At 34.8% G+C, this 19,405-nt stretch carries 17 protein-coding genes; 2 read left to right on the plus strand and 15 right to left on the minus strand.

Going from position 1 to position 19,405, the window contains the following annotated elements:
• Positions 1 to 121: 121 nt before the first annotated feature.
• The 12 genes from paaZ to FHK87_RS03855 all read right to left on the minus strand — a co-directional run bounded on the left by paaZ (position 122) and on the right by FHK87_RS03855 (position 11,425).
• Positions 122 to 2,617, minus strand: coding sequence for a phenylacetic acid degradation bifunctional protein PaaZ (gene paaZ, locus FHK87_RS03800; RefSeq protein ID WP_140589981.1), 2,496 nt, complete (start codon positions 2,615 to 2,617; stop codon positions 122 to 124).
• A 146-nt stretch (positions 2,618 to 2,763) separates the two neighbouring features.
• Positions 2,764 to 3,975 carry a 3-oxoadipyl-CoA thiolase gene (pcaF, locus tag FHK87_RS03805; protein ID WP_140589984.1) on the minus strand — a complete coding sequence of 404 codons (1,212 nt, stop codon included), beginning with the start codon at positions 3,973 to 3,975 and terminating at the stop codon, positions 2,764 to 2,766.
• A gap of 90 nt (positions 3,976 to 4,065) precedes the next feature.
• Positions 4,066 to 4,488: a PaaI family thioesterase gene (locus tag FHK87_RS03810; RefSeq protein WP_140589986.1), complete on the minus strand. Its 423-nt coding sequence runs from the start codon at positions 4,486 to 4,488 to the stop codon at positions 4,066 to 4,068.
• Entirely contained in the window at positions 4,485 to 4,868 is a 384-nt protein-coding gene (locus FHK87_RS03815) for a four helix bundle protein (protein WP_140589988.1), read from the minus strand. Before FHK87_RS03815 ends, FHK87_RS03810 begins: the two co-directional genes overlap by 4 nt.
• Before the next feature lie 41 nt (positions 4,869 to 4,909).
• Positions 4,910 to 6,085, minus strand: coding sequence for a 3-hydroxyacyl-CoA dehydrogenase NAD-binding domain-containing protein (locus tag FHK87_RS03820; protein WP_140589990.1), 1,176 nt, complete (start codon positions 6,083 to 6,085; stop codon positions 4,910 to 4,912).
• Positions 6,086 to 6,183: 98 nt separating this feature from the next.
• Complete coding sequence (locus FHK87_RS03825; RefSeq protein ID WP_140589993.1) at positions 6,184 to 6,963, minus strand: enoyl-CoA hydratase-related protein; 780 nt, start codon at positions 6,961 to 6,963, stop codon at positions 6,184 to 6,186.
• A gap of 5 nt (positions 6,964 to 6,968) precedes the next feature.
• The gene (gene paaD / locus FHK87_RS03830; RefSeq protein WP_140589995.1) at positions 6,969 to 7,472 is read right to left on the minus strand and encodes a 1,2-phenylacetyl-CoA epoxidase subunit PaaD; all 504 of its coding nucleotides are present in this window, start codon (positions 7,470 to 7,472) and stop codon (positions 6,969 to 6,971) included.
• Positions 7,473 to 7,519: 47 nt separating this feature from the next.
• Positions 7,520 to 8,275 (minus strand): 1,2-phenylacetyl-CoA epoxidase subunit PaaC, encoded by a 756-nt coding sequence (gene paaC, locus FHK87_RS03835; protein WP_140589997.1) that lies wholly within the window; start codon positions 8,273 to 8,275, stop codon positions 7,520 to 7,522.
• 88 nt (positions 8,276 to 8,363) lie between these two features.
• Entirely contained in the window at positions 8,364 to 8,648 is a 285-nt protein-coding gene (paaB, locus tag FHK87_RS03840) for a 1,2-phenylacetyl-CoA epoxidase subunit PaaB (RefSeq protein WP_140590000.1), read from the minus strand.
• A 10-nt stretch (positions 8,649 to 8,658) separates the two neighbouring features.
• Positions 8,659 to 9,615: a 1,2-phenylacetyl-CoA epoxidase subunit PaaA gene (paaA, locus tag FHK87_RS03845; RefSeq protein ID WP_140590003.1), complete on the minus strand. Its 957-nt coding sequence runs from the start codon at positions 9,613 to 9,615 to the stop codon at positions 8,659 to 8,661.
• Between the two features lie 64 nt (positions 9,616 to 9,679).
• Positions 9,680 to 10,753 carry a 2Fe-2S iron-sulfur cluster-binding protein gene (locus tag FHK87_RS03850; protein ID WP_140590006.1) on the minus strand — a complete coding sequence of 358 codons (1,074 nt, stop codon included), beginning with the start codon at positions 10,751 to 10,753 and terminating at the stop codon, positions 9,680 to 9,682.
• Positions 10,754 to 10,855: 102 nt separating this feature from the next.
• Positions 10,856 to 11,425: a TetR/AcrR family transcriptional regulator gene (locus tag FHK87_RS03855; protein ID WP_140590009.1), complete on the minus strand. Its 570-nt coding sequence runs from the start codon at positions 11,423 to 11,425 to the stop codon at positions 10,856 to 10,858.
• Between the two features lie 156 nt (positions 11,426 to 11,581).
• On the opposite strand from FHK87_RS03855, the gene FHK87_RS03860 reads away from it, so the two are divergent.
• Positions 11,582 to 12,010: an META domain-containing protein gene (locus FHK87_RS03860; protein WP_140590012.1), complete on the plus strand. Its 429-nt coding sequence runs from the start codon at positions 11,582 to 11,584 to the stop codon at positions 12,008 to 12,010.
• A 12-nt stretch (positions 12,011 to 12,022) separates the two neighbouring features.
• Here the strand turns inward: FHK87_RS03860 and FHK87_RS03865 are convergent, their stop codons facing one another.
• The gene (locus FHK87_RS03865; protein ID WP_140590014.1) at positions 12,023 to 13,804 is read right to left on the minus strand and encodes a T9SS type A sorting domain-containing protein; all 1,782 of its coding nucleotides are present in this window, start codon (positions 13,802 to 13,804) and stop codon (positions 12,023 to 12,025) included.
• 112 nt (positions 13,805 to 13,916) lie between these two features.
• On the opposite strand from FHK87_RS03865, the gene FHK87_RS03870 reads away from it, so the two are divergent.
• A complete protein-coding gene (locus tag FHK87_RS03870; protein WP_140590016.1) occupies positions 13,917 to 15,680 on the plus strand; it encodes an aromatic amino acid hydroxylase in 1,764 nt (587 codons plus the stop codon).
• Positions 15,681 to 15,711: 31 nt separating this feature from the next.
• Here FHK87_RS03870 and FHK87_RS03875 read toward each other — a convergent pair whose 3' ends face one another.
• Together FHK87_RS03875 and alaS are read right to left on the minus strand one after the other, a co-directional pair.
• A complete protein-coding gene (locus FHK87_RS03875; RefSeq protein WP_140590018.1) occupies positions 15,712 to 16,659 on the minus strand; it encodes a GSCFA domain-containing protein in 948 nt (315 codons plus the stop codon).
• 47 nt (positions 16,660 to 16,706) lie between these two features.
• Complete coding sequence (alaS, locus tag FHK87_RS03880; protein WP_140590019.1) at positions 16,707 to 19,340, minus strand: alanine--tRNA ligase; 2,634 nt, start codon at positions 19,338 to 19,340, stop codon at positions 16,707 to 16,709.
• Between the last annotated feature and the right edge of the window lie 65 nt (positions 19,341 to 19,405).

Below are 19,405 nucleotides of genomic sequence, written 5' to 3' on the forward strand. Positions count from 1 at the left end.
GGCAAATTCACTTTTTACTTTTAAATTTTACATTTTTAAGTTTTACATTTTAAGTTTTATGTTATCATCACACTTCGACAAGCTCAGTGTGACAGCTCAGTGCGACCTTGTTTTACTTCAATTATAATATTCCAAACTGTTCAAAATGATGATTCAAATGTTTTGTATTCAATAAATTCCACTCAAACTTATTCATTTCACCAAAGACAGCATTTTTGGTTATGGCATTAGGATTTTCTTCAAAAAATGTTTCAAACTCATCATATGCTTCTAATAGTTTCGTTTTGGCAACAGATAAATTCTCATGAATCAAATTTTCTAAACTCCCTTCTTTCATTAAAGGATGGTTTACCTCTTTAGGCATTGGTTTATGATTATAAATCATTTCTTGTACTTTCTCCAGATGCTTCTCTGGAGTAGCGATCTCAAAATCTTGGATTTGCCCTGCGCCAATTCTAATTGTTTTTTCGAGATGTTCTACCATGTGTTGTGGGGTCATGATTCCCCATTTAACTTTTGCATCTTCATTTAGCTTTGCTAAATATCCTTCAATATTTGATCGATCTACTTGTACAAATGGTGATTTCTTTTGTACCATTGTTAAGATCGTGGCAATCGCTGCCAATTCATCTTCTTGATCAAATACTTCTACAAACCATTTTACAATTCCGCTAGGTAGTTCTTTACCTCTATGATCTCGATCAATTTTTTGTTTGCACGTTAATCGTACATATACCGTATCATTATGATATATAGGACGTAAGAAACGACATTCTTCGAGGCCATAATTAGCAGCTACCGGCCCTTTATTTGGATATACAAATAATCCTGCTGCTGCTGCAAGGATAAAATATCCATGTGCAGTTCTTTTTTCAAAAATACTTCCCTCTAAAGAGGTGATATCTGTATGCGCATAAAAGTGATCCCAAGTAAGGTTTGCAAAATTGATAATATCAGTATCGGTTACTGTACGCTTATGTGTCTTGATAGACATCCCAGGTTCGATATCTTCCCAATGATATGCAAATGGGTGTTTTTCTGAAGGTTTATATGCAGAGTTTGCTTGATATATCCCTGTTACTTCTGTTAGTGTGGTAGGAGTTCCTTGTACTGCACATCGTTGCATATAATGTTTAATACCTCTCATACCTCCCATTTCTTCTCCTCCACCTGCACGGCCCGGGCCTCCATGTGTCAACATCGGTAATGGTGAACCGTGACCTGTACTTTGCCTTCCGTTTTCTCTATTTCCTACCAGAATACGCCCGTGATGCGAAGCTGCTCCTACCACAAATTCTTTTGCAATAGTATCATCATAGGTAAAGATAGAGGATACCAACGATCCTTTGCCCATATGTGTTAAAGCAATTGCATCGTCTAAAGAGTCGTAAGGCATTATTGTTGAAACCGGACCAAATGCTTCTATTTTGTGAGCTTCTGTATTTTTGAATGGATGATCTTCCCTCAATAGAATCGGAGATACGAATGCTCCTTTTTGAGCATCTGCGCCTATGGTTTCTATTGTATCTAAATCTCCATATACCATTTGAGCGGTTTTAGCAATTTCAGACACATTATTTCTAAAACTTTCAACTTGTTGCTTACTAGCAAGTGCTCCCATTCTGACTTCTTTAAGCCTTGGATCTCCTATGGTAACTTTATCAAGTTGTTGTCCTAAAGCAATTTGTACATCTTCTACTAGATGAGTTGGCACAATAATTCTACGGATAGCAGTACATTTTTGACCGGATTTTACAGTCATTTCTTTGCGTACTTCTTTGATAAACAAATCAAACTCAGGTGTTCCAGGCACTGCATCTTTTCCTAATACAGAAGCATTAAGAGAATCAGCTTCCATAGTAAATGGGACAGACTCTTCAATTAGTCTAGGGTGTGCTTTTAATAGTCGTCCCGTATGAGCAGATCCTGTAAAGGTTACTACATCTTGAGACTCAACAGTATCTAGTATATTTTTGGTCATCCCACTAAGGAGTTGTAAAGCGCCTTCAGGAAGAATTCCTGAATTGATGATCACTCTTACTACTGCTTCAGTTAAATAAGACGTTTGTGGTGCCGGTAAGACTACTGCAGGAACTCCTGCCATCCAGTTTACAGCACATTTTTCTAACATTCCCCAAATAGGAAAGTTAAATGCGTTTATGTGTACTGCTACTCCTCGCTTAGGCACTAAAATATGATGTGCCATAAAGCGTCCTCCTCTTGAAAGATCAATAGGATCTCCTTCAACATGATACGGTTGATTAGGGAAAAGTTTACGCAAAGAAGCATTTGCGAATAAGTTACCAAAACCTCCTTCGATATCAATCCAACTATCAATTCTTGTCGCTCCGGTTCGGTAGCTTAATTCATAAAAATCTTCTTTTCTTTTTGTAAGGTATAGTGCTAATTTTTTGAGCATATTACCTCGCTCTTGGAACGTCATTTTGCTCAGTACTTCTCCTCCCTTAGTTCTACCATATTGCAAAACCTCTGGAATATCTAATCCTTCTGTAGTAGAGCGACCTATTGTTTCGCCGGTAACCGCGTCATGCATAACAAGTCCTTCTCCAGAACCTGCAACCCATTGACCATTAATATAACTTTCTAATATTTTCAAAATCTTAAATTTTAAATGTAAAATGATAAAGTCAAAAGTTTAAGTTTTATCCATTCAACTTTTACATTTTAAATTTTTGGTTTTATATTCATCTTCGACATCTATAAAGTGTACAAAACAAACAGACTCAGCCCTCACAAACTCAACTACTCAGCCACTCGTTCTATCACACATGCATATCCTTGTCCTACTCCTACACACATCGTAATTAAAGCGTATCGTTTTTTCTTTTCTTGTAATTCTAATGCTGCTGAGTATGCTATCCTAGCACCTGTAACTCCAAGAGGATGACCTAATGCAATTGATCCACCATTAGGGTTTATTCTAGGGTCATTATCTCCAAGTCCCCATTCTCTAATACAGGCTAGTGCTTGTGAAGCAAAGGCTTCATTGAGTTCTATCACATCGATATCACCCATAGTAAGTCCAGCTTTTGCCAGCGCTTTATTTGAAGCTTGAACAGGGCCTATACCCATAATTCTAGGTTCTACACCAACTACAGCAGAACTAACAATTCTTGCAATAGGCTTTAGGTCATATTTTTTTACCGCATCTTCAGAAGCAATTATTGTTGCAGCAGCACCATCATTGAGTCCCGAAGAGTTTCCTGCTGTTACACTTCCATCTTTTCTGAATGCCGGACGTAATTTTGCCAAAATCTCTTTGGTTGTATTTGGCTTTATAAATTCATCTTCTGAAAATAAAATCGGATCTTTTTTTCGTTGTGGGATTTCTACAGTTACAATTTCTTTGGCTAGACGTCCTGATTTTTGAGCGTGAGAGGCTTTAAATTGACTCCAGTATGAAAAAGCATCTTGGTCTTCTCTAGAAATATTATATTTTTCCACTAAATTTTCTGCGGTTACCCCCATACCATCTGTTCCATAAAGGTCATGCATCTTTTGGTTTACAAAGCGCCATCCGAAGCTAGAATCATACATTTTTGAATCATTACCAAATGCCGATGATGATTTTGCAATAACATACGGGCCTCGTGTCATATTTTCTACTCCACCCGAAATAAACAGCTCTCCATCTTCTGCCTTGATTGCTCTATTTGCATGAATGATTGCCGATAATCCAGAACTACATAGTCGATTCACAGTCTCTCCCGGTACCGAATATGGTAGCCCTGCCAGTAATGATGCCATTCTGGCGACATTGCGATTATCTTCGCCTGCTTGATTAGCACACCCCATGATCACATCATCATATGCTTCTTTTGGAATATTAGGATTTCGTTCTACTAATTTTTGTATCACCAAAGCTGCCAAATCATCAGTTCTTATCGTTGACAATGTTCCTTTATAATTTCCGATTGGTGTTCGGATTCCATCTATAATGTATGCTTGTTTCAAAGTTTTAAAATTTTAAATGTAAAGTGATAATGTATCAAAGTATTTCTTATAACTCATCATCTGTAATTACATATTTTATCTCTTGTTTATTTATTCCCAATCTTTATTGGTTCTGTAGACTACTCCTTTGAACAGTGCTACAATTTGATCTTTTCTTTTTACTTCTACAATATTAAACCCTACTCGAGTTTTTGCGATATCAGTTACAGCTTCTGCAGTCAAATAGTCTCCTTCTTCTAAGGCTTCTATATGATTGATCGAAGTTTCTATAGAAACCGCATATTTACCATGTGTATTTGCAGAAAATCCAAAAGCGGTATCTGCTAAACTATAGGATATTCCTCCGTGAGCTTTACCCATGCTATTTAGCATTTCTTTTCTTATTGTCATTCCTACCTTACATCTTCCTTTTTCTACTTCTATAACTTCAATTCCTAACCATTGACTAAAAGGGTCAAGACTGAGCATCTTGACAGGTATGAGGTGTGAGGGAGTTGGTGTGAGGTTTTTCATTTTTTAGTCTCAATTCTTGTTGAAATTCGATTTCTAAGTGTAGTGATCATTTTTGAAAGCTCAGTTACCATCCTTCTATTTTCTTCATCTTCCTGAAATGTAATATACCCTCTCATCTTTGCTTTAGAACTACACGCAATACATTCGTGTGCACTGAACCAAGCATTTCCGAGATAATTATAAAATTGTTTATCACTTCCTGAGGAACCTTCTGCAATATTTAACGCAATAGAATCTGCTGCTCTTCTAAATTGAGAGGCCAATTCAAATCTTTCTTCATTTGGAAATTTTTTAGTCAAACTATTCACTATTTCTCCAAACTCCATTGCTCTGTCATAAACAGTTAAATTTTCAAACTTAAAATTATATCTAGATTCCATTTTTAATTATTTAAAGCACAATAATCCTCAATCCTCATCCTTCAAACCTCATTCCTAAGAAAGAATACTTTATTTTCTTTTACCATTTTTCGTAATAGTGGGCTGCATCTGTATCGATCTTCCCTATATTCATCGTATAAATAGTCTAACCTATTCATACACCATTCTATTCCTTTTTCATCTGCCCAACGTAATAGTCCTTTAGGGTAATTTACTCCTTTGGTCATAGCGTTGTCTATATCTTCTGCAGAGGCAATATTCCAAAACAGCGCATCTGCAGCTTCATTGATCAACATCACCAACACTCTCTCAAAAATATAGGCAGACAATTCTTCATTGTATTGAGGAGTTGGTTTTTCAGCATGTTTTGAATAATCATAATATCCTTTCCCAGACTTTCTACCTAGATACCCCGCTTCTGAAAGTCTTTTCTGTGTAAAAGAAGGTTTATATCTTGGATCGTAATAAAAGGCTTTGAATACCGTTTCTGTAACAGTGTAATTCACATCATTGCCAATAAAATCCATCAATTCAAAGGGCCCCATTCTGAATCCCCCTAATGTTTTTAAGCTTGAATCTATAGTAGCAATATCAGCAATTCCTTCTTCTAAAATTCGTAATGACTCTCCATAGAAGGGTCTAGCCACACGATTTACAATAAATCCAGGCGTATCTTTGGCTAGTGCTACTACTTTCTTCCATTCTTTGATTGTATTGACTACTGTATCTGTCACTTTGGTATCGGTTTGTACTGCCAGAATAACTTCTACCAACTTCATCAAAGGAGCAGGATTAAAGAAATGAATCCCTATACAACGTTCTGGTTTTTGTAACGAAGAAGCAATAGAAGCGATAGATAACGAAGACGTATTAGATGCTATAATGGTATGATCAGAGACATAATTTTCTAATTCGGAAAATACTTTCTTTTTAATATCAAGGTCTTCAATAATAGCTTCTATCACAAGATCCGAATCTCTTAAATCTTGTAAAGTGGTAACGTGTGATATATTTTCTTGAATACGTTTTTTTTCTCCCTCGTCTATCCTTCCTTTTTCTACCAAACGAGATAAAATCTTTTCTAAAGCGACTTTACTTTTTTCTAAAGCGCTAATATTGGTATCATACACCTTTACTTTACAACCGGCTGTAGCGGCAACTTGTGCAATACCTCTGCCCATAGTTCCAGATCCGATTATACCTACTTTATGAATCATAAATTCTAAATTCTAAATGCAAAAATGAAAGTAAAAATGATTTTTCATGAATACTTTTGACTTTTTTATTTTACATTTTTCGGTTTTACATTTTTAGTTTATTTCCCTTTAAAAACAGGTTTTCTCTTTTCTATAAAAGCGTTTACTCCTTCTTGGTAATCTTCACTTTCTGCAGCTTCGATTTGTAATTCAGACTCCATATTCAGTTGTTCTTCCAGAGTATTAGTCATAGATTCGTTGAGTAACCGTTTTGTTAGCCCTAAAGCTTTTGTAGGCATCAACGCTAATTGGGTAGCAAGTCTATGCACTTCTTCTTCAAAAGTATCGTGAGTAAATACTTTATATAACATTCCTAGTTGTTCTGCTTCTTTTGCATTTACTTTATCACCTAGCATCATAAGGGCAGATGCTTTTTGAAAACCTACTAATCTAGGTAAAAAGAATGTTCCTGCACTATCGGGGATTAACCCTATTTTGCTAAATGCCTGAATAAAACTCGCCTTTTCTGTGGCCACTACTATATCGCATGCCAAAGCTATATTTGCTCCTGCACCTGCTGCTACTCCATTTACGGCTGCAATTATAGGCTTTTCAATAGCTCTTATTCTTTCTACAATTGGATTATAATGTTCTTCAAGTATTTTTCTAAAACCGGGATTTTGTTCAGGAGAGGTTACTTCATTAAGGTCTTGACCGGCACAAAATGCTTTACCACTACCGATTAGGACTATCGCTCTTACTTCATCATTAGTTTTACAATTATCTAATGTTGTTTGTAAAAGCAGTGCCATTTCTCGATTAAAACTATTAAACGTTTCTGGTCTATTGAACGTTATGGTGGCAATACTATTTTCTATTTTTAATTCTATTGAAGGCATTTATTTTATTTTAAACATTTAAAATAATCAAAAGGTTCTAAGCAATCTTCACACTGAAAAAGTGCTTTGCATGCTGTCGACCCAAATTGACTTACTAATTTAGTATTACTGGAGCCACAATTTGTACATTTCACTACTTTTTTACCTCCCAGTAGCGCTTCTTTGTCTGCTTCTGCTTCTAATGGAGCTGCAATACCGTATTCTTCTAGTGCTTTTCTTCCTCTTGGAGTAATCCAGTCTGTGGTCCATGCGGGTGATAATACGAGAGCGACTTTTGCTTTCTTTCCCACATCTTCAAATGCATTAATAATATCATCTCCCATAACATCCATTGCCGGACACCCGCTATACGTAGGAGTAATAGTTATGTTTACAATATCATTTTTGACATAAGCGGAACGAACAACACCCATATCCATAATCGAAAGTACAGGGATTTCAGGATCAGAAACTTTTTCCAAAATAGGAATCAGTAATGGATCTATATGTTGTTCTAATTTTGTAGACATTTTTTAGTAAACTAACTTAATTATATATCAAATAACTAAACTACTTATTACCATTTCATATCAGGATATGTACGTTGCATATACTGTAAATCCGAAAGCAAATATCCCATATGCTCACTATGGATACCTTGTTTGCCTCCTTTTTGAAACCAAGATGTTTCGGGTATATCAAGTGTAGCTTCTTGAAGTATTTCTTTTACTTGTTGGTAATACTTATCTTTTAGCACTCTTACATCTATTCCTACACCAGATTCTAAAGTTGCGATATCATCTTCTGTCATATGAAATAATTCGTCTGTAAAACGCCATAAATCATTTACAGCTTCTTGAACTTTTTGATGACTTTCTTCTGTACCATCTCCTAATCGTTTTATCCAATCAGAAGAAAATCTTTTGTGATAACTCACTTCTTTAATCGCTTTTTTTGCTATTGCAGAAAGTGTTTCGTCAGTACTATTCTGTAATTGTTGAAGTAGCTGAAGATGAAAAACATCAAAAAAGAATTGTCTTACTATAACATAACCAAAATGAGTATTGGGTTGTTCGACCAATAACACATTTTTATATTGTCTTTCTGTTCTGAGAAATGCGATATCATCTTCTGTTTTATCTTCGTCGAAGAGTTGAGCTACATATTGATAGTAGCTACGTGTTTGACCTAATAGGTCGAGTGCAATATTTGTACAGGCAATATCGGTTTCAAGACTTGGGCCATGACCACACAATTCTGATAGGCGTTGTCCAAGAATTAAGACATTATCTGCAATGCCGTAGATATATTGTTTTAAATTTTCTTTTTTCATACCAATGGAATCGAATTTGAAACTGAAATTGAAACCTAGATCGAAGTTGAAATTGTTTTTATTCTAACTTCGATTTCAATTTCTATAATCACATATGTTTTACCTCGTCTGGCAAATCATAAAAAGTAGGATGTCTGTATACTTTATCTTGAGCTGGCTCAAACAATTCGCCATTATTATCAGGGTTTGAGGCTGTGATATGTTTTGACTCTACCACCCAAATACTCACACCTTCACTTCTACGAGTATATACATCTCTGGCATTTTCTAAAGCCATTTCGGCATCTGCGGCATGCAGACTACCAAAATGACGGTGTTCTAAACCATTTTTGCTTCTTACAAATACTTCCCAAAGGGGCCAATTATTTTCCATTTGTCATGTATTATATTGCTTCTCTAAGCTTCTTATCTTCTTGTTTCTTGGCATACGCCATGGCAGCATCTCTTACCCATTCTCCTTTTTCCCAAGCATTTACTCTGGCAGACAGTCTTTCTTTATTACAAGGTCCATGACCTTTTACAACTTGCCAAAACTCATCCCAATCGATTTCTCCAAAGTCATATCCTCCTTTTTCTTCATTCCATTTTAAATCTTCATCAGGAATCGTTAATCCTATCAATTCTGCTTGAGGAACCGTTTGGTCTATAAACTGTTGTCTTAGCTCATCATTTGTTTTACGTTTCAACTTCCATTTCATGGATTGAGCTGTATGCACAGATTCTGCATCTGTAGGACCTAACATCATTAACGAAGGCCACCACCATCTATTAAGGGCATCTTGAGCCATTGCTTTTTGTTCCGGTGTACCTTTGGCAAGTGTCATCATGATTTCGAATCCCTGTCTTTGATGAAAACTTTCTTCTTTACATACACGTATCATAGCACGAGCATATGGTCCATAAGAAGTACTACAGAGAGGCACTTGATTGATAATCGCTGCACCATCTACCAGCCATCCTATCGCACCGATATCTGCCCAAGTGATTGTGGGATAATTGAATATACTTGAATATTTTGCTTTTCCACTATGTAACTGTTCATATAGTTCATCTCTGGAAACCCCTAATGTTTCGCAAGCACTATATAAGTAAAGACCATGACCTGCTTCGTCTTGCACCTTAGCTAGCAAAGCTACTTTACGACGTAAAGAAGGCGCTCTGGTGATCCAGTTTCCTTCTGGCAACATTCCTACAATCTCGGAGTGTGCATGCTGAGAAATTTGTCGAATATGCGTTTTTCGATACTTCTCAGGCATCCAGTCTTTGGGTTCGATTTTTTCATCTCTTGCAATTCTTTGCTCAAAGATTTCTTCTAAATTTTTTACTTCTTTTTCGCTCATAACAATTGTTTTTTATTATGAATTTGAATTCCTGTCAAATTCAGAAATTACAAATAAACTTATACTACACATCAAAATCTACAACTACTTTTTCAGTTGTAGGCACAGCTTGGCAAGATAATACCAATCCTTTAGCAACTTCATCTTCTTCTAGCGCGTAATTAATTTTCATCTCTACCTCGCCTTCGATTACCTTGCACTTGCAAGTACTACAAACGCCTCCTTTACAAGCGTATGGTAAGTCTGCTCCAGATGATAGTGCTCCATCTAATATATTATCACAATCATCATCCATCGCAAAATGAAATTCTTTTCCTCCGTCAATGATTGTTACTTTTGTTCCTTCGAATTTTTGTTCAACTATTTTAGCAGCTTTTTGTTTATCTTCTTCACTTTGACCAGAGAAGAATAATTCATAATGAATTTTTTCTTTGGATAAGCCTGCATTTTCTAACCCATCTCTAATCAAAAAAATCATTTCTTCGGGACCACACACAAAACACTCGTCTACATCTGAAATGTTTATGATTTTGTTCGTTAATTCTTTTATTTTTTCTTCTGTAAACCTTCCATTAAGAATAGGAATATCTCTTTGTTCTTGTGTCAGAAAGTAGAAGATTTCTAAACGACCAAAATATTTGTTTCGTAGCGCTTCTATTTCTTCTTTAAAGATAATTGATTTTACATTTCGATTCAAGTAAAACAACTTGAAAGTGCTATTCTTTTCTGAAGCTAGATGCGTTTTTATAATCGATAATATTGGTGTGATTCCACTTCCAGCAGCAAAAACAATATAATTTTTAGGTTTCGATTGATCAACTTCTACATAAAAATTACCCAGCGGAGGCATAACTTCTATTACGTCACCTTCTTTGAGTATGTCATTGACAAAGTTTGAAAAAACGCCTTCATGAATTCTTTTTACTGCAACTTGCCATTTATTTTCGATTGGACTAGAGCACAAAGAATACGAGCGCCTTATCTCTTTACCATTGATATCTGTTTTGAGCGTTAAGTATTGCCCTTGCTTGAATTTAAATTTATTTTCAAATTCTTCTGGCATGTCAAAGGTAATCGAAGTACAATCTTTTGTTTCTCGTTTTAGTTCTTCAACCTTTAAAGGATAAAAATCAGTCATATATATTTAACTATAACGTTATAGCTAAACAAAACTAACGATTGTTAGTTTCAATCACAAATAATTGTTTGTTAATTTTATAACACATTAAATGAGAATACATTACACAATACCACTTAACAAAACAGATATCATATCTTTTTTCAAAATATCAGCATCTATATCTTTTTGTTTAGGATACCACAAATACAGAGTTCTTAGAGTAGAAAGTGTTGAAAAGACTATAATTTCAATATTAAATGATTTAATCTCTTTATCCTCTGTTCCTTTTTGGACTATTTTTCTAAAATTATTCTCATAATCATAGCGCATTTTTTCAAAATATTGCAAATTATCTTCTTCAAGATGCATCCAATCATTATTTAATGAAGCTAGTCCATCTGCATTTCTAAGGGTCACATCAATATGCAATTCTATAATATTCTCAATTTTTTGAATTGTTTTTTGATCTGATTCACTAATCTTATTCATTCCTTCTGTAAATTCTTCTGCCAAATCAATAATAATCGTAGATAAGATTTCTTGTTTGGACTGAATATGATTGTACAAACTAGCTGCCTTAATCCCCATTGCTTTTGCCAAATCTCTCATGGTAACTGCACTATATCCTTTTTCTTTAAAAAGAATAGAAGCCGCCTTTACAATTTCTTGTTTCCTATTTTCTGGTTTCATAAATATTTATCAGGTTAGCTAGATGGTCATCACAAGTATAAAACCAACTCGTGATTTGTTATTATAGTATTAATAATAGTTATTATTTTTTAAATATATTCTAAATGCCATACAATTTCCCTTAAAGTTTTACTTTTACTATTCAATTTTTAAGTTATGAAACACCTGATAACAACATTAATCAGTATTGCACTTTTGTTTAATTGTAAAACAAAAAATGAATCCATTGCTCAACAAAGCAACACAAAAAGTCAAGAATTTTCAAAAGTTAAGTTTTATATCACTACTCTTGAGAAAGAGAATATTGCAGAAAAAAAATTAAGCATTGTTTTTGATGAAGACAATAAAACTGCATCTGGTTTTTCTGGATGTAATTCTTACATAATAAAATACACTATTGATAAAGACATCATATCCTTTGAGTATCCTGGCACTACAAAAATATACTGCCAGAATACAGACAAATTAGAAAAAAGATTTTTAAGTCTTTTGACTCAGGTAAAAATAAAAGAAATCAAAAATAATACTATTTACCTAAAGAATAATAACAAAGAAACTCTTATCACAGGGATTCGATCACAATAGAAACTAATCAAATTATTTTCTATTGTTGATAATTACTTTTCTAGTAAACTTGCTCCCATCAGTGTTATTCTCTACACGAACAAAATACATTCCCGAAGACTTTGACGACATGTCTATAACCTCTTCATCTTGTGATGAACTACCAGAATCAACAAGCATACCGGATATATTATAAACATAATATTTTAAGTCTGCTCTTACATCTTCTACTACTGCATTAGAAATTGTAATATCTCCTCTAGAAGGGTTGAAAAAGATTACCAACTCTCTTGTTAAAGGATCTGGCTCTGGCTCTACTACCGGAGGACCTTCTCCATTCCCACAAACTATATCGTTTTGCTCTGTTGATGTTTCACCATTCAGTTCTTGTGAGAGCATATTAAGTTTAGTTCTCTTAGTATCATTTGGATCCAGCCAAGACACTAAACTATTTGTATCTCCTGTACTTTCTGAACACCACGAAACACCAAATCTACCATACAAATCAGGAAGACCATTATCAATGGTTGTAACAAAATTTCCAGCTGCATCTCTACCTCCACAGGCAGCTCCACCTCCAGCAAGCTGACCAATAATTCTACCATTCTGATCAAAAAGAGCAGAACCTGATGAGCCTCTTTCTGTAACTCCAAGATCCCAATCTCCAACCTGCCAAGAATCTACAGGTGCTACCAAACCTCCTACAGGAGCTTGTTCTTCTTTAACAGCGGGATTATTATCCCTGGCAACCTTCATGATATCTCCACTTGGATGATGTATTCCTACCGTAAAACTAGGAGCATCTCCTGTTCTATCCCAACCTGCCCATTCTAAATCCCATTCGTCAGGCAATTCAGAATCGATATTGACCAACATAAAATCAGATCTAGAATTACGAGCCAATATCGTAGCCCCACTAGTAGTCTGATCAAAAGCTCCATTGGTACTTGGATCAGTAGTTGCGCAAGATGGATTAGGACTTACCCAATTAAAACGGAATGCCCATGTAGATGGAGATGAACCTATACCGTTTATATCTTCGAAACAATGATTGGCTGATAAGAAATAAGGTTTTCTATCATTATCAGTATTATTAATCAAAGTACCCGTGCATGTTCCTCCTCCTAATATAAAAAGTGCTACAGATCTTTTTAATCTATCTTTTAAATCATCAAAGTTATCGCTTGCACCACTGACAGGACAATCTACATCCTGATTACAATTTCCTGAATCTCCTAATGCTTTACTTTGAATTTGAGCATCTGTTACAGATCGATACCCATGTACAACTTTAGACAAGTGTAATTCTCCTTTAAATTTTGCAGAAGCAGGTTCATAGTATTCTATCCACACATTTTCTCCTTCAATCATCCAGGTACCTAACATTTTATCAGGTCTATTAAAAGTATGCGTATAAGCTCCTAAAATATCAGTTCTGTCATTATTATATAAAAACATTTTTGCTCCTTCGGGGATTTTGAAAGTATCAAAAACAAAATTCATGGTTAGCGCCCCTTTTGAAACAATATTGATTCTCCAAACTCGATCACCATTTGACAGTCTATCCCATGTTCCAGAATTATTAAGTCCCAGATTCACTTTAAGCTCGTATCCAAATCTCCAGGGACCGGATTTATCCAGATCATTTTTAGCATCTTCTACTCTAAGCTTGTTGAGATCAAAACTTTTCATACTCACAGGAGTACTTTTTCTCAAACTTGACTTACCCCAACTTACAGGAGATTTTTCATTGGTAACTTGAGCATTTACTCCTAAAACAATAAACAATCCTAATATAACTAGCCTAATATTCACGATACTATTTTTTAATGAAAAACAAATTTAACTATTTAAGAATACTTCATTATCAAAATAAAACTATTAATTTTCCGGTAAAATTGTTCTGAATAAAAATTATTTTTTAGATATGTCGTTGAATATAGTGTCGAATCCCTTAATCGAAAGGCTTCCAGCTCATTTAAAACAATTTATAAAACCTCAAAATTATGATGAATACACTCCAATCGATCAAGCTGTTTGGAGATATGTAATGCGAAAAAACATTGCTTCATTGAGTAAAGTAGCACATCATTCTTATATAAATGGTCTTAAAAAAACAGGTATTTCTATAGACAACATACCTAGCATGTATGGCATGAATAGAATTCTTAAAGAAATCGGATGGGCTGCCGTTGCTGTAGACGGTTTTATTCCTCCTAATGCTTTTATGGAATTTCAAGCGTACAATATTCTCGTTATTGCTTCTGATATCAGACAACTCGAAAATATAGAATATACTCCTGCACCTGACATCATACATGAAGCTGCAGGGCATGCTCCGATTATTGCTAATCCGGATTATGCAGAGTATCTAAGAAGGTTTGGAAAAATTGGTTGCAAAGCTATTTCTTCAAAAAAAGATTACGATACTTATGAAGCCGTAAGAACACTTTCAATTTTAAAAGAAGCACACGATACTACCGAAGAAGAGATTAAAGAAGCCGAACAAAAAGTTTTGGATTTGCAAAACCAAAAAGAAACGCCTTCAGAAATGGCACTTATACGTAATTTGCATTGGTGGACTGTAGAGTATGGATTAATAGGTACTACTGAAAGCCCTAGAATCTATGGTGCCGGATTATTGTCTTCTATCGGTGAGAGTGAATGGTGTATGACAGATCATGTAAAAAAAATACCGTATTCTCCCGAAGCAGCTTTTCAGGATTTTGACATTACTCAGCCACAACCTCAACTGTACGTAACCCCAGATTTTGCCTACCTATGCCAGGTTCTTGAAGAATTCGCAGATATTATGGCACTAAGAAAAGGAGGACACAAAGGGTTAGCTAAGCTGATTGAATCTGAAAATCTCGGTACTATCGAACTGAGTACAGGACTACAGATTTCTGGTGTTTTTTCTAAAATGATCAAAAACGAGGACAATGAAGTAATTTACTTTGAAACCAAGGGACCTACTGCTCTATCTTATAGAGAAAAAGAACTAATTGGTCACGGAATTGAGGTACACCCTGATGGATTCAGGTCTCCTTTAGGCAAATTGAAAGGAATAAATCTTGCTATTGAAAATATGTCACCAAGAGACCTTAAAGCCTATAATTTTTATGATGGTGAATATATAGAATTCGAATTTGAAAGTGGTATAACCGTTGCTGGAAATAATATTACTGGAATGAGAAATATAAAAGGTAATCTTATTCTTATCCAGTTTAGTGAATGCACTATAAAATACAATGATGAATATCTCTTTAAACCAGAATGGGGAACTTTTGATTTTGCTGTAGGAAAAGAAATTGTTTCAGCATTTTCAGGACCTGCCGATGATAACTCTTTTGACCTTGTGACTCATCAATCTCTTGCCACCGCCAAAAGAACATATTCTGATCAAGAAATAGAATTACATTCTTTATATCAATCAGTAAGAAACATCAGAGAAGGAAAAAACACTACATTTTCTCTTGAAGCTGTATTTGATATTTTACAAAAAGAACACGATAACGATTGGCTACTTCCTTTAGAAATATATGAGCTTGTGCATGATAGAAATGCTCAATTTGCAGAAAAAATATTTACACATCTAGGACATCTTAAAAAACAAAGACCAAACATTAAACATTTGATCGAAAGCGGACTTTATATTATCGCAGAAAAACAGTCACAGTCTGTATCTTAAAAACAACAAAGAATATAGCTTGGTCAAAAATTTAGAATACAATGAAGTTATATTCTGCTTGAAGTTGTTGTTTTTTTGCTTCTAGTCGGCGTAAAAATGTTTGATACTGCTCACTATTGGGATTAAATGGACGATGAGACAATCCTTTTTGAATTTCTTCTACTCTTTTCATGATGTCTATAGCAGTTTCTGATATCCAGGTCTCCGAAACGTATTGCCAAATACATGCTATAGCTAATTCATTAGGGTGAATCATATCAAGATCATAAAACCTATAGTCCCTCAATTCATCCATTACAATTTCATACGACGGAAGATATGAAGTATATTCATTATCATCAACTACTTGATGTATAGACGCTAACAAATGAGATTTACTTCTATTATTTTCTATATATCCATCTTTGATGTGTCGAACAGGAGAAACAGTAAAGACAACCTGTACATCAGGATTTATAGCTCTTATTAAATACAAACTATTTTGAAGACTTTGAGATATCTCATCAATACTTAATAATTCTTTCTGAAACTCTTTTTGAGGAATTTTATGGCAATTTGCTACAATCAAATCAAGTGCTTTCAAACGATATACCCAAGAGGTTCCTAAAGTTATAAAGATATGGGTTGACGTCTTGATTTTTGCATTTGTAAAGAAAAGTGCATCATTCAAATCTGCCAGCAATTCATTTTGATCAGTGTTACTCATTGAAGAATGCGCATCAAAACAGTGCCATTGCTCATTATGAAAAAAAACATCGGCAGGTGTATATTGCTCTCCTTGAGTAGACATCCATAAAAAATTTTCTATTGCTTTTGGATGAAATAAAATACCAATAGGATTAATTGCATTTTTAAACTTAAAATACTCAAATTTATCCCCAATATTTTCGGCAAAACACGAACCAAACAACAACACTTCCGAAGCGTACCCGATTTTAGGTTGCTTAGGAAGTATTGGTATTTTGGTTTGTAATTTCATTCTATTCTAACAATATAGTGTTGATGTCTCTATTTTTTGTATCCTATCTAGTCCAAATATGATATAGCATTTTGCAACGCTTCTTCAATCCCTGACGGGTTTTTACCCCCTGCAGTAGCAAAGAAGGGCTGCCCTCCTCCACCTCCTTGGATATACTTACCTAATTCTCTAACAATTTGCCCTGCATTAAGTTCTTTTTCTTCAACCAAATTTTTAGAAATATAACACGACAATAGTGCTTTTCCTTTTTGATCGGTTCCAAACAACATTACAACATCTTCCATCTCGCCACCAAGCTCAAAAGATAAATCCTTGATCCCAGCAGCATCCAAATCTACTTTCTTTGCTAAAAAATTTACTCCATTAATGGTTTTGAATTCAGACTTAAGTTCTGCTTTTAGATTTTTTGCTTTATCTTTTAATAAAGCTTCAATTTCTTTCTTAAGACTTATGTTCTCTTCTTGCAAAGAAGTAATTGCTTTTATAGGATCTTTCAGGTTTTTGAGTGCAATTTTCACTTTGTTATACGACTCTGATTGTGACGTGAAATATTCTTTAGCTGCATCACCGGTTATCGCTTCAATACGTCTAATTCCTGCTGCAATTGCACTTTCTGACGTAACATTAAAATGCCATATATCTTTTGTATTTTGCACGTGAGTTCCTCCACACAATTCCATAGATTCTCCAAATCGAATTGCACGCACAGAATCTCCGTATTTTTCACCAAATAACGCAATTGCACCTTCTTCTATTGCTTTTTGGTAAGAAATACTTCTTTGTTCTTTGAGCGGAAGATTTTCTCTAATGCGAGCATTAACAAAATTTTCTACCTCTTTTAATTCTTCCGAAGAAACTTTGGCAAAATGAGAAAAATCAAAACGCAAATTACCACTATGCACCATAGAACCTTTTTGTTCAACATGGGTTCCTAATACAGAACGTAGTGCTTGATGCAACAAGTGTGTAGCTGTATGATTTGATGATGTTCTAGCTCTTTGCTTTTGATCCACTACTGCCTTAAAACTACCAGAAACATTTTTGGGTAGATTTTTGGCAAAATGTAAAATTAAATTATTCTCTTTTTTGGTATCAACAATGTAGATAACATCGCCGTTTGATGCTTCAAGATATCCTTTATCTCCTACCTGACCACCTCCTTCGGGATAAAATGGTGTTTTATCAAAAACCAATTGATACAACTCCCCATCTTTTTTACTATCTACTTTACGATATCTTGTAATTTTGATGTCGGCATAAAGGTTATCATACCCAATAAATTCTTCTTCGGCATCATTGATTAGCATTTCCCAATCTCCCGTAGACACTTTTGAAGCCGCACGAGATCTATCTTTTTGTTTTTGCAGTTCTTCTTCAAACGCTTTTTCATCTAATTCATATCCTTGCTCTCCAAGAATAAGAGCTGTAAGATCTATCGGAAATCCATAAGTGTCATAAAGCTCAAAGGCTTTTTCTCCAGAAACTGTTTTACCTTTTGTTTCTTTTATTACATTATCCAAAAGTGTTAATCCTTGATCCAATGTCCTTAAAAAAGACTGTTCCTCCTCTTTAATTACATTGATGATAAGGTTTTTTTGAGCTTTTAACTCTGGAAAAGCTTCACTCATCTGATTACAAAGCGTAACTACTAATTTATATATAAAAGGTTCTTTAGTATCTAAAAATGTAAAACCATATCGAATTGCTCTTCGCAGTATTCTTCGGATCACATATCCTGCTCCTGTGTTACTAGGCAATTGACCATCTGCTATAGAAAAAGCCACAGCTCTAATGTGATCTGCGATTACTCTTATTGCGACACTTACTTTACCATCTTTATCAGAAGGCAAGCTATTTTTGTCATACTTTGATTTTGTGATGGTTTCGATCTCCCTAATTAATGGTGTAAAAACATCTGTATCATAGTTTGATTTAACTTTCTGCAATACCATACACAGACGTTCAAATCCCATACCTGTATCTACATGTTGTGAAGGAAGTTTCTCTAAAGTTCCATCGGCTTTTCGGTTATATTGCATAAAAACCAAGTTCCAGATTTCTACCACTTGCGGATGATCAGCATTCACAAGTTCACGACCGGGTTTTGCAGCTTTTTCTTCTTCAGATCTAATATCGACATGTATTTCTGAACAAGGCCCGCAAGGCCCTTGATCTCCCATCTCCCAGAAGTTATCTTTTTTATTACCCATAATGATACGATCTTCAGGAACTATTTCTTTCCATAAATCATATGCTTCCTGGTCCATATCAAGATTTTCGTCTTTTGCTCCTTCAAAAACTGAAACATAAAGTATATCCTTATTTATACCATATACTTCAGTCAATAACTCCCACGCCCAATGGATCGCTTCTTTCTTAAAATAATCTCCAAAACTCCAATTACCCAACATTTCAAACATTGTATGATGGTAGGTATCCATCCCTACTTCTTCAAGATCATTATGTTTACCACTTACTCGCAAGCATTTTTGAGTATCTGTTATTCGATTATTTTTTGGAGTTCCGTTTCCTAAAAAGAATTCTTTAAATTGATTCATTCCGGCATTTGTAAACATCAATGTTGGATCATCTTTGATTACCATAGGCGCAGATGGCACTATACTATGTTTCTTTGATTCAAAAAATTCTAAAAAACGTTTTCTTACTTCTTGGGATCTCATGAGTTATAAACTACTATGGTTATACAAAGACTTTACAAACTAACAATCAGCAACTTGACTCATTC

The organism is Aquimarina algicola (assembly GCF_006443095.1).
In the GTDB taxonomy this organism is placed as follows: domain Bacteria; phylum Bacteroidota; class Bacteroidia; order Flavobacteriales; family Flavobacteriaceae; genus Aquimarina; species Aquimarina algicola.